This window comes from Ruegeria sp. J8 (assembly GCF_056531925.1).
Map to the genome: position 1 here is coordinate 324798 of NZ_JBQFMR010000004.1, position 11933 is coordinate 336730.

At 58.4% G+C, this 11933-nt stretch carries 12 protein-coding genes; 1 reads left to right on the forward strand and 11 read right to left on the reverse strand.

Annotated elements, in window-relative coordinates:
- Positions 1-87: 87 nt before the first annotated feature.
- The gene (locus ACR0L1_RS11175) at positions 88-579 is read left to right on the forward strand and encodes a hypothetical protein (protein WP_480858849.1); all 492 of its coding nucleotides are present in this window, start codon (positions 88-90) and stop codon (positions 577-579) included.
- Positions 580-663: 84 nt separating this feature from the next.
- Here ACR0L1_RS11175 and ACR0L1_RS11180 read toward each other — a convergent pair whose 3' ends face one another.
- From ACR0L1_RS11180 to ACR0L1_RS11230, 11 genes are all read right to left on the reverse strand, one after another.
- Complete coding sequence (locus ACR0L1_RS11180; RefSeq protein WP_480503923.1) at positions 664-1749, reverse strand: DUF2652 domain-containing protein; 1086 nt, start codon at positions 1747-1749, stop codon at positions 664-666.
- A gap of 191 nt (positions 1750-1940) precedes the next feature.
- Entirely contained in the window at positions 1941-2435 is a 495-nt protein-coding gene (locus ACR0L1_RS11185; protein WP_480503924.1) for an Lrp/AsnC family transcriptional regulator, read from the reverse strand.
- A gap of 150 nt (positions 2436-2585) precedes the next feature.
- Complete coding sequence (locus ACR0L1_RS11190) at positions 2586-3602, reverse strand: alpha/beta fold hydrolase (protein WP_480503925.1); 1017 nt, start codon at positions 3600-3602, stop codon at positions 2586-2588.
- A gap of 53 nt (positions 3603-3655) precedes the next feature.
- Positions 3656-5095, reverse strand: a complete 1440-nt coding sequence (locus ACR0L1_RS11195; protein WP_480858852.1) for a glutamine synthetase family protein — start codon at positions 5093-5095, stop codon at positions 3656-3658.
- 38 nt (positions 5096-5133) lie between these two features.
- Complete coding sequence (locus tag ACR0L1_RS11200) at positions 5134-5517, reverse strand: cupin domain-containing protein (RefSeq protein ID WP_480858854.1); 384 nt, start codon at positions 5515-5517, stop codon at positions 5134-5136.
- 24 nt (positions 5518-5541) lie between these two features.
- A complete protein-coding gene (gene gloA, locus ACR0L1_RS11205) occupies positions 5542-5979 on the reverse strand; it encodes a lactoylglutathione lyase (RefSeq protein ID WP_170771832.1) in 438 nt (145 codons plus the stop codon).
- Positions 5980-5994: 15 nt separating this feature from the next.
- Complete coding sequence (locus ACR0L1_RS11210) at positions 5995-7104, reverse strand: aromatic ring-hydroxylating oxygenase subunit alpha (RefSeq protein WP_480858856.1); 1110 nt, start codon at positions 7102-7104, stop codon at positions 5995-5997.
- A gap of 364 nt (positions 7105-7468) precedes the next feature.
- The gene (gene glnT / locus ACR0L1_RS11215) at positions 7469-8797 is read right to left on the reverse strand and encodes a type III glutamate--ammonia ligase (protein WP_480858857.1); all 1329 of its coding nucleotides are present in this window, start codon (positions 8795-8797) and stop codon (positions 7469-7471) included.
- A gap of 71 nt (positions 8798-8868) precedes the next feature.
- Positions 8869-10197, reverse strand: a complete 1329-nt coding sequence (locus tag ACR0L1_RS11220) for an FMN-binding glutamate synthase family protein (protein ID WP_480858859.1) — start codon at positions 10195-10197, stop codon at positions 8869-8871.
- A gap of 11 nt (positions 10198-10208) precedes the next feature.
- Positions 10209-10892 carry a protein GlxC gene (locus tag ACR0L1_RS11225; RefSeq protein ID WP_480858861.1) on the reverse strand — a complete coding sequence of 228 codons (684 nt, stop codon included), beginning with the start codon at positions 10890-10892 and terminating at the stop codon, positions 10209-10211.
- Position 10893: 1 nt separating this feature from the next.
- Positions 10894-11790: a class II glutamine amidotransferase gene (locus tag ACR0L1_RS11230; RefSeq protein ID WP_480858863.1), complete on the reverse strand. Its 897-nt coding sequence runs from the start codon at positions 11788-11790 to the stop codon at positions 10894-10896.
- Positions 11791-11933: the final 143 nt, after the last annotated feature.

Sequence of the window (11933 nt, forward strand, 5' to 3'; positions counted from 1 at the left end):
TTTCCCGCTGCGCACCGACCCACAGCCTTTCAGCCTAGGAGCTTTGTCAGCGCGATTTTACCATTTTGCACTCGCCACCCCGAAGCGATGACAGAGTCACAACCTATTTTCGAAGCGGCCATCAAGGCAGATCCGGGCTATGCCCTGCCGCAGGCACTGTTGGCGCGCCAAAAATTTTTACTGCTGAGACTGGGCGTTGCGAAAGACCCTGTCGCCACGATTGCCCATGAAGAAAAAGCCCGACGCCTATACCCGTACGATCCTCTGGTTTGGGCATTTCTGACCACGCAGGCAGCGGGGCTGGTTTGCCGGGGTGTTGAAAGCGACTTGGAGGCGGCAGAAGAAAGATCGCGCGAAGCGATACTTGCAAACACCAAAGTCTGGCATCCCGCAGCCATAGCTGCGCTTTCAGCGACGCGGCGCGGGGATCATGACACGGCGCAAAAGCTGGTTCAGCGGGCGAAAGAGACATTGCCAGTGTTCAGCACATCCATGATCAGGCAGTCCCTCGGCAAAGGCGCGCAGACAGAGCCCCGGTCAAGCATAGCGGCAATGGTCGAGGACATGCGTCTTCCTTGATCCACGCTCACCTCTTCGGCATTCACCGATCAAGCCAAGATTTTAACGGGCTAACGCTCCTAGACCGGAGTACCGCCAAACGGGTCACTCTTGTTTGTCTCGATGAAACTCCAACGCCATTTCGTCCAGAATACCGAACGCCACCGGATAGAATTTTTCGAACAGATCAATTACCGCAGATTCCTCTGAAGGATGATGTTTACCGTCGGCATCCGTCAGCCGCCCCATCCGATACACAATCTCGGACCCTTCTTCCACCGGGGCCAGTTCATAGGTCTCTAGATTAGTAAGGCCCTCGATGGACGAATTGTGGAGGATATCGGTCACATATTCGAATGGATTCCAATCGACGATCAGCATCTGAAAGTGAGCCGCCTCATGAATGCAGTGCAGGCGGACACCGGCTGACGTACGCGACACATCCCCTTCCCGATAGGCGTCTCTCAACATCATCCATCGCATCTTGAGTGCGGGGTCCGTAAGCATTTCCCAGGCAACCACCGGCGGGGCCTTCAGTATGTGCCGGGTTGTGAATACAGCCTCCTCATCGGTCACGCGCACAGGTCCGGCGATCTCTCGGTATTTTTGCCAAGCTGCCGCAAGGTCATAGACCCGCATGGGCACGTCACCAAAATGCTCGAACTGAGCGCTATATTGCATGAGATCCGATGTGATACCCATCGCCTGAAAAGCGTCTTCCGAGAACAGCGCATAGCTGCGTATCCCGGTCTCCTCCTTGACATCGGTCTTCGCCATACGATGGACAAGTATGACATCGGCACCCGAGATATCCTTCATCGGACCGATCGAAAGTTCTTCAAACTTTCCGTGATGCGCAAGGATTTTCAGATCAAGGTCGGCGACGTTCCTGCATGCATTGCAAGGGCAAGTCGTGTTCTGCACGATGTTCCGGCGGCGTTCGGCGAACGCTCGATACAGGCTTTCGCATATGTTGAGGAACGTTTCGCCAGATGGGAACGGCCCGCTGGAATAGGCAAGAACAGCGTCCCCTTCAAGGCCCCGCAGTTTCATCGGGTCTTTCAGCTCAATAACAATCGCCTCAAGTAAAGACCGTATGATCGGGTTGGCGTGCTCCAACTCTGACCGCGTCAGATATCCGGTATACCCGGTAATATCGGCGATTAGTAAGTAACCGGTTTGAACTGGCATTCCCGTCTTCCCATTTACGCACTGCCCGATGACTGTAGCTTCCGCCATAGTACCGGACAAGCAGATCAGCCCTGGCCCCTAGGCAGGAGCCCCGCAGAACAAAGTCCGCATAGTTGGTCAGATACGACCACTGAAGCCAAAGGCGGTCCGAGGCGGTGCCAGTCGTGGAATGGACACTGCTATCCGAGGCCTTAGTTGTTGGTCCGCTGTTCCCAGTTTCGCTTGAGCAGGAATTGGTTCTTGAAGTTTCTGAGGCCCAGCATCACTTCTGAATCCACGATGTCCTCGACCCCATGTATATGGTCTTCAAGGAAGGTCGCCAAATCGTCCGGCTCGTCGCAGACCAGTTCCACCATCAGATCGAACCGCCCCGTGACCCACAGGATATAGACAACACTGGAAACGGCGCCCAGACGCGTTGCCACCGCTTGCGGTGTCGTGCCCGGCGCCACCTTCAGACAGATCATTGCATCAGCCTTGTATTCCGTGGCGGTCGGGTCCGCGATGGCCACGATCCGCAGCAGGCCCGCCTCTTTCATCGCGTTGACGCGATTGCGCACCGTTCCCTCGGACACGTCCAGCTTCTGGGCAATCTCGGAAAACGCCATCCGCCCGTCCAGCTCAAGCATACGGACGATCTCACTGTTCAGACGCTCATCCACCGAATGCGTGCTGCGCTGACGCAAGGGTCTGTCCGCTTCTGGTTTGCGCGATAAGTTCACAGCGCGTCCTTCTTGTGTCTGTCGGCCCAGCGGCCCGTTTTGTGAACCCCGATCATAAGGTCCAACCCGCCGGGACAGCAAACCGATTTCCGGTCCGATGCATCCTGCCCGCGCCTATTGCTGCAAAAGCGCGCGGATATTGTCATCCAAAGCCGCCGTAAAACCGGCATCGTTGCCAGGATTGGCCGCGCAATGGCCCCAGGGCGAGTCATATGGGCAGAAACGGGCGTTTGGCATGTGTCGGGCCTCGATCTCGTTGTCTTCGGGCGGGAAATACAGGTCCTGCGTGCAGGGCATCAGGATGGCGCGGGCCTTGATGGCGCCCAACGCGGCCTTGAAATCGCCGCTATACAATGACCCTGCCGCGATATCACCCGCTTGCCACGTGGCCAGCTTGGCCAGCAGATTGTTGGCATCCCAACCGTCGACATGATCAATCTCCCAATCCAGCAGCAGATCTTCGATCGTGTCGAACCCCAGCTGTTTATACAGTCTCTCGCGGTAGAAGGTCTGCGAGAACGCCCAGCCCGCATAGACACGGCCAAAAGCTTTCAGTCCGGCGATCGGCGGGCTGTCATAGTCGCCCCCGTTCCATGCCTGATCAGCACAGAGCGCGGCCTTCACCCCTTCGAGAAAGACGAAGTTATGCGGCGAGGTCCGGGCCGAGGCGCAAAACGGCAAGATCGCCTGCACCATGTCGGGGTATTGTGCCGCCCATTGATAGGACTGGCATCCGGCCATTGACCAACCGGCCACCAGCGCAATCCGGTCGATGCCGAGATGGTCATGGATCAGCCGGTGCTGCGCCGCGATATTGTCCCACATCTGAACCAGCGGAAAACGCGGCCCGTCCTGTGGTGCGAGCGTGTTCGTCGGGGACGAAGATCGCCCGTTGCCAAACAGGTTCGGGCTGACGATGAAATGCCGCGCCGGGTCAATCGCGCGACCCGGGCCGAAAAACCCCTCGTTTCGGGAATTGGTGCCGGTGTAGAAGGTGGGCAGAACGATCACATTGTCACGTTCGGGCGCAAGCGTGCCATAAGTCTGATAGGCCAGCTTCGCATCCCGCAACACCGCGCCGGACAACAGTGGAAAATCGCCTAGCTCAAGGATCTGATAGTCTTGCGTCATGCCCGCCTCTGGCTGTTGGACCCGAGCGACCCCAGGGCCGTCCGAGGTGGAAATCAATAGAGCCGCAGGTATTCCTGCACTTCCCAATCCGTGACGGATTGGTGGTATCGCTCCCACTCGTCGTTTTTGTATTCCAGATACGAGTTGCGCATCACCGGTCCCATCACATGCGCGGCCATGTCGTCACCACGCAGCGCCTGAATGGCGTTCCACAAAGTACGCGGCAGGCGTCGAATGCCAAGTTCAGCCAGTTCGCTTTCTGTTTTGGAATACAGGTCGAAATCCGTGGGCTTGCCCGGATTGATCTTGTTCTTGATACCCTTCACCGCGCAGCTCAGATGCATCGCCATCGCCAGATAGACATTCATGGTCATATCGCAGGCACGGTTTTCGATGCAGTGGCGGCTTTGCGGCAGACGGAACTGGGCTGAGCGGTTGTTGAACCCAAAGGTGATATTGGTCGGCGCCCAGGTCACGGTGCCACCCTCGAACCCACCCACGCGCGGGACCAGACCGTTATACGAATTCACCGTCGGACAGGTGATGGCAGTGATCGCCTCGGCGTGCTGCATCAGGCCGCCCACGGCCCAACGGCTTTCATCCGACCAGTCGCCTTCGGAGGTTTCAAAGATATTTTCACCGGGTCGGCTTTCATGCTGCATCGACATGTTGATATGCGCGCCCGAACGCCAATCGCCCACTGTCGGCTTGGGCATAAAGGTCACGAAGCAGCCATGCTTCTTGGCAACTTCTTTCAAAACAATGCGCAGAAAAGCCAGCCGATCGGACATTTCCAGCATGTTGGTATAGTGGAAATCCAGCTCAAACTGGGAATAAGCACCCTCGGCCACCACGTCGTGCAGGTTCCAGCCCAGCCCTTCGATAATATCGATCATGTCCTTGAGGAAGGGCATCGAATCCACCGAATATTCCACGTCATAGCCAAAGGCCTGACGGCGCGGGCGCAGGCCCTGTGCCGGGTCGTCGTCGAAGGCTTTCACAGGCTGACCGTTTTCATCGTATTTCATCACGATGAACTCGGGCTCGACCCCGGCATAACCAATGTAACCTTCCTGCGCGGCCTCATGGATGGCGCGTTTCAGGGCCTGACGGGGGCAGACGTTGTACGGTGCGTCCTCCCAGTAGAGGTCCGAGAATATGATCGCCATCGATGTGTCCCACGGGCAGACATAGACCGCGTCCAAATCGGGAACCACTACTTGATCGCTGTCGGCGGGGCTCAGCTCGGGGACGTAAGAGATCGAGTGCACGGCGAATTGCGGCCCCTTGCCCAGACATAGCGCCTCAAAATCACTCATGGGAACGGGTTTGGTCTTTGGGATGCCGTGCAGGTCGATCCATGCCCCCATCACATATTTGACACCCGCATCCTCAAGGCGCTTTTTCACCTCGGGGATCTTGGGCCGGTTGCGTTCGACCGCGTCGTGAAAGCTGTCGTAGTAGATTTTGGCAGTGGGATTATCTTTTGGCATCTGGGCCTCCTCCTGTCAGCGGGCCGGGGCCCCGGCAATTAGCCGGGCACAAAGTCGTCGGGGTCGATGCCGGGCACTTGCGTGATACCGGCCAGTTGCTTCCAGTTATGGGGATAGGCGGCATAGAAGATCACACAGCGTGCGTCCGCCTCATACGAGATGTGATTGTCCTTGGGGATATACAGCACGTCGCCGCGGTTGCAGATATAGGTTTCGCCGTCGCACACCAGCCGGAAGGTGCCTTCCAGCACATAGATGATCTCATCACAGGTCAGATCCCACGGCACCTTGATGTTCTTGAGAACATTGATCCCACCGCACATGGTCTTGCTGAATTCGCTTGTGACCATGGGCTTGATATAGGTGTCGCTGTCGCTTTCACCGATCGCGTTATAGCGATCCTCGACTAAATCCCATTTCATAAGTTTTGGTGCATTTCCCATGGGTCACGCCCCTTCCTTGGCCAGATGTTTCAGAATGCTTTCGTTCAGCTCGACCTTGTAGCCGTCCGGGTCCTCGCAGAACGCAATGACGCGGGTGCCGTTCTTCATCGGACCGGCCGGGCGAGTGATATTCACGCCTGCGGCCGCCAGTTCTTCGCAGGCCTTATAGACATCCGGTGTCTCGATGCAGATGTGGCCCCAGCCATTGCCCTTTTCATAGGGGTCTTCCTGATCCCAGTTCGCCGTCAGCTCCAACGTCGGGAACTCAGCCTCGGGGCCGTAGCCGATGAAGGTGTTGGTGAATTTGCCCTCGGGGTAATCGGTGCGTCGCAGGACCTGCATGCCCAGAATGCCGCAGTAAAATTCCAGCGACTTCTCCATGTCCATCACTCGCATCATGGTATGCGCCAAACGGAATCCGCTGCTGATATTCTCGCTCACTTTGGTCTCCTCAATTCAGTGTTTTTCGAGTGTGGTCACATCCTGCGCCACCAGTTCCTGAAAGGCGCGCACGCTGTCTTCCCAGGCGGGCGACAACACGCCCCCGGCCTCGGAAACGGTCGAGGACCGACCCAGTTGCAGCCGCTCGGTCATCTCGTGATCTTCCTTGTGCACGTCCCACCACAGCTTTTTGAGGCCTTCGATCACGTCGGGCGTCAGGGTTTGACCTTCGGTCGAATACAGCGCCCTTTTCTGGACCATCGTCCCCGGACCCGTCGGAATGTTCAGGTAAACCCCCATCTGGTCGGGAAAATACCGCCCCAGAATGAAGTTGGGATACAGCGTCAGATAGCGCGAGCTGACGCCCAGACTGCCGGATGTCCCGATCTCTTCATCCAGATCGACCGCGCTGCCAAGGCAGTTGCCGTCAACGATGGTATAGTGGTCGGCAAGCGGCTGATCCGTGGTCGAGGCATGGACGAACTGCACGTGATAGGGTTCGATGAAGTTCTCCATGATGAACTTCCAGTTGCATGCGATCTCTCCGAAATCGAGCGTTCCGATACAGTCGACCTTATCCCAGTCGATGCCCTCTAGACGCGCCTGCATCGAGGCGGAATAGGCATCAAAATCCGGCGCGTTGCCGTCCAGATTGACGAATACCCAATCGTTCCAAACATGGCTGCGCACCGGCACAAGGCTGTTTTGCGACGCGTCGAACCCTTCGGCCTGATGCTTGTTTACACCGCCGAAATGGGGTGCGGCACGCAGTTTCCCGTCCAGATCATAGGCCCAGGCGTGATAGGGACAGCGGATCAGCTTGCCCACATTCTTAGGCGCATCTACCAGCGTCAGGCAGCGGTGGCGGCAGATATTGTGGAACGCCCTGATTTCACCCGCCATATTGCGGACCAAAAGCAGCGGATGACCGGCCAGCGTGACCGGCACCGCATCCCCGGCAGCCTGCAATTCATGGGCAAACCCGACACAAACCCAGTTGCGCGTAAAGACCGAGGCGCATTCGGCCTCCCAGAATTCCGCATCCTTATAGGCCGCCGCAGGCAAGCCCCGTTTGGGTGTGGTTTCTTCGTAAAAAGACTCAAGCAACGAAGAGATCGTATTCATCGTTCAAGTTCCTGACGCAGAGTTTCAAAACCTAAATCGCAGGTGGGCTGCGGGTGTGTGGCCAATGTGGCTGTCAGGAAGTGAACTGCGAAATAATCACTCTGTCTAGATTTTTTTGCGAATTCGTTAAGCTATATTGAAGTATCAGTAAGTTTATGTCGCAATTAGACCAATACTTTGTCGATTTCGCACCATTCTCACTAAAGAGTGACCCGACTGCCATAGGACAGCCGGGTCACGTTCTACCAATTTCGAAAGGAGGTCTGCGGTATCCGAAGAATCGCGGTGCCTGTTGCAGGCGGCGGACAACACCAAAGGCCCCTGTCCCGTCGACAGCAGGGCCAGAACAGGGCACCCTGCCCGGTCAGATATCCAACGTGTTGTCTTTTTCCCAGCGCGAGAAATGCGACACAAACGAATTCCATTCCTGATGCTTCATCTTCAGGAACGCGGATGAGAATTCATCGCCCATCATCGCCTTCAGTTCCGTGTCTTTGTCGTAGTCGCGCAGCGCGTCCAGCATGTTCAGCGGCAGTTTCGGCGCATCGGTGACGGTGTGGCCCTCGGCATACATATCAATGTCATGGCGCGGGCCGGGATCGGCCTTGGAGCGCAGCCCTGACAGCCCCGCCGCGATAATCACCGCTTGCAGCAAATAGGGGTTAGCAGCCCCGTCTGCCAAGCGCAGCTCGAACCGGCCCGGACCGGGCACGCGCACCATATGGGTGCGGTTGTTGCCCGTCCACGTCACGGTATTGGGTGCCCAGGTCGCGCCCGACATGGTGCGCGGCGCGTTGATGCGTTTGTAGCTGTTCACCGTGGGGTTGGTGATCGCTGCCAAAGCGCTGGCATGTTTCATGATCCCGCCAAGGAAATGTTTGCCCTTCTCGCTTAGGCCCACTTCTCCAGTGGGGCCGTCACCCTCACCCGCGAATACGTTGGTCTTGGCCTCAGCCCCCGGTGCATCCCAGACCGAGATATGGGCGTGGCAGCCATTGCCCGTCAGCCCTTCGACCGGTTTGGGCATGAAGCTGGCGCGGAATCCGTGTTTCTCGGCCACGGATTTGGTCATGAACTTGAAGAAGGAATGCTTGTCGGCGGTGCGCAGAACATCGTCAAACTCCCAGTTCATCTCGAACTGGCCATTGGCGTCCTCGTGGTCGTTTTGATACGGGCCCCAGCCCAGATCCAGCATATAGTCGCAAATCTCGCGCACCACGTCATAACGGCGCATCACCGCCTGCTGGTCATAGCAGGGCTTGGCGGCGGTATCGAACGGATCGCTGATCTGTTCTCCATCGGGGGTCAGCAGAAAGAACTCGGCCTCGACCCCGGTTTTGACATGCAGCCCTTCGGCGGCGGCTTCGTCGATTAGGCTGCGCAGAACGTTGCGCGGGGCTTGGGCGACGTCCTCGCCCTCCATCACGCAGTCGGCGGCGACCCACGCAACCTCGGGCTTCCAAGGCAGCTGAATGACCGAGGACGGATCGGGCACCGCCAACATGTCTGGGTGCGCTGGGGTCATGTCCAGATAAGTGGCGAACCCGGCAAAGCCTGCGCCTTCGATCTGCATCTCGGCGATGGCTTGTGCGGGGACCAGTTTGGCCCGTTGTCCACCAAACAGATCGGTGAACGAGATCATGAAGTATTTGACGCCTTTTTCCTTGGCGAAAGCAGCCAGATCTGTCGTCATGGTCGGCTTTCCTTTCCCTGTTGAACCCAAAAGAAAAGGCGCGACCCCGGTCAGGGTCGCGCCCACTTGTCTCAGAACCCCGGCTTGCCCGGATACCACTCTGTCCCCGCCAGAGGCACGCGCGCCATGGCGGCGGCCTCCATCGTCAGGGCGCACAGGTCTTCGGGTTCCAGATTGTGCAAATCATTGTGGCCGCAGGCGCGCGCGATGGTCTGTGCCTCAAGCGTCATGACCTTGAGGTAGTTGCGCAGACGCCGCCCGGCCTCGACCGGGTCAAGACGCGCGGCCAGTTCCGGGTCTTGCGTGGTGATGCCGGCCGGATCGCGGCCCTCGTGCCAGTCGTCATAAGCCCCGGTGGTAGTGCCCAGCTTTTGATACTCGGCCTCCCATTTCGGGTCATTGTCACCCAAAGCGATCAAGGCCGCCGTACCGATAGCCACCGCATCCGCGCCCAGTGCCATCGCCTTGGCCACATCCGCGCCATTGCGAATTCCGCCCGAGATCACCAGCTGCACCTCGCGATGCACACCCAAGTCTTGCAACGCCTGCACGGCGGGGCGGATACAGGCCAGCGTCGGAATGCCCACATGTTCGATGAACACATCCTGCGTGGCCGCTGTTCCGCCCTGCATCCCATCCATCACCACCACATCCGCCCCGGCTTTCACCGCCAGCGCCGTGTCGTAATAGGGGCGCGTCGCGCCGACCTTTACGTAGATTGGAACCTGCCAACCCGTGATTTCGCGCAGTTCGAGGATTTTGATCTCAAGATCATCCGGGCCGGTCCAGTCCGGGTGACGACAAGCAGAGCGCTGGTCGATCCCTTTGGGCAGGGTCCGCATCTCGGCCACGCGGTCGCTGATCTTTTGGCCTAGCAGCATCCCACCGCCGCCGGGTTTGGCGCCTTGCCCCACCACAATCTCAATCGCATCGGCCTTGCGCAGATCGTCGGGGTTCATGCCATAGCGCGAGGGCAGGTACTGATAGACCAGCTTGCTGGAATGCCCGCGCTCCTCGGGTGTCATGCCGCCATCGCCAGTGGTGGTCGACGTACCCACAGCTGACGCTCCGCGACCCAGCGCCTCTTTCGCGGGGCCGGACAGCGCGCCGAAGCTCATGCCCGCGATGGTGATCGGGATATCCAGCTGGATCGGGTTCTTGGCAAAGCGCGTGCCCAACGTGACCGAGGTGTCACAGCGTTCGCGATAGCCTTCCAGCGGGTATCGGCTGACCGAGGCGCCCAGAAACAGCAGGTCGTCGAAATGCGGCACCTTGCGTTTCGCGCCGCCGCCACGAATGTCATAGATGCCCGTTGCCGCCGCCCGCCGGATTTCCGCATTGACCGGGTTGGAAAACGTCGCAGACTGTATCGGCATCGTGCGTGGTGTGTGATCGTCCATTACGGTCTTCCTCAGTATTCTGCCGCGTTGTCGACATCGAAATTGTAAAGCTGCCGGGCCGAGCCATAGCGTTTGAACTCTTCGGGCTTGGCATCTGCTCCTGCGCGCTCCAGCAGGTCGGCCAGAAGGGTCAGATGCTCGGGTCTCATCTCTTTCTCGATGCAATCGGCACCCAGACTTTTGACCGAGCCGCGCACGAATAGCCGCGCCTCATAGAGGGAGTCCCCCAACGCATCGCCCGCATCACCGCAGACCACCAGCGTACCGGCCTGCGCCATAAAGGCGGACATGTGGCCGATATTGCCATGTACCACGATGTCGATCCCTTTCATGGAAATCCCGCAGCGCGAACTGGCATTGCCCTTGATCACCAGCAACCCGCCATGGCCCGTGGCCCCGGCATACTGACTGGCGTCACCTTCGACGATCACGGTGCCCGACATCATATTCTCGGCCACGCCCGGCCCGACCGAGCCCTTAACCCGGATCGTCGCCTGTTTGTTCATCCCAGCGCAGTAATAGCCGGTCGAACCCTTGACCGTGACCTCAATTGGGGCATCCAGACCGACAGCGATGGCATGGCTGCCCTTTGGGTTCTGAACCTCCCACTGGGTCTGGTTCGTCTCGGTGCTTTGGGCCTGAAGGGCAGCGTTCAGCCCGCGCAGGCCCTGTTCTGCGACGTCATAGCTCTGCATTTTAGTGGCTCCAGAAATAGACGGTGGCGGGTTCGGGTTCCCAAACGCGGGCGTCCTCAATACCCGGCAGGTTGACCAGCGCGCGGTACTCGCTGCCGAAAGCCACGTATTGATCGGTCTCGGCCATCACCGCCGGTTTGCAGGCAATCGGGTCCCGCACCACGCCAAACCCGTCCTTGGTGCCGACCACAAAGGTGAAGAACCCGTCCAGATCCCCAAGGCAGCTTTCCAGCGCCTCACCCAGTGTTGCCCCATTCTGCATCTTCCACGTCAGATAGGCGGCGCCGACCTCGGTATCGTTCATCGATTCAATCCGCACCCCTTCGCGCATCAGCTTGCGGCGCAGCGCGTTGTGGTTTGACAACGAGCCGTTATGCACCAGACACTGATCGCCGCCGGTTGAGAATGGATGGGCGCCTTCAGTGGTGACGGCGGATTCGGTGGCCATGCGCGTATGCCCGATCCCGTGGCTGCCATGCATCGACGACAGCGAGAAACGAGCCGCCACGTCCTTTGGCAGACCAACTTCTTTGTAGATTTCAATCGCATCACCATCCGACATGACGCGCATGGCGGGGCGCATCTCACGGATCGCCTGCCGCGCAGTATCGACCTTGTCAGCCTGCATCGACAGCACCGCATGCGTGTCATTGGCACGCAAATTGACTTCAGTTCCTACCGCCGCACTCAGATCTGAAGCGAGAGTTGCGAAATCGGCATCAGGGTCATCCGACTGCACCGTCATCTTTGCTTGGCCTGCCGACTGGGAACCATAGATTGCGATACCGGCACTGTCGGGGCCGCGATCGGTCATGGTGATCAGCATATCGGTCAGCATTGAACCCAGTCTGGGCTCGAGCGTTTGGTCTTTGAGAAACAACCCCACAATCCCGCACATCGTCTGAGACCTTCTCTTGTTGTGTTGCCGATACCCTAAACCACGTCCCTCAGGGAAATCTACCCTTAAGAAAATTTTTTTCCCTATGCGAAAATACGTCTAGGCAGATTCCTAAGGCGAAAGCGCTTTCATTTTCCTCATGG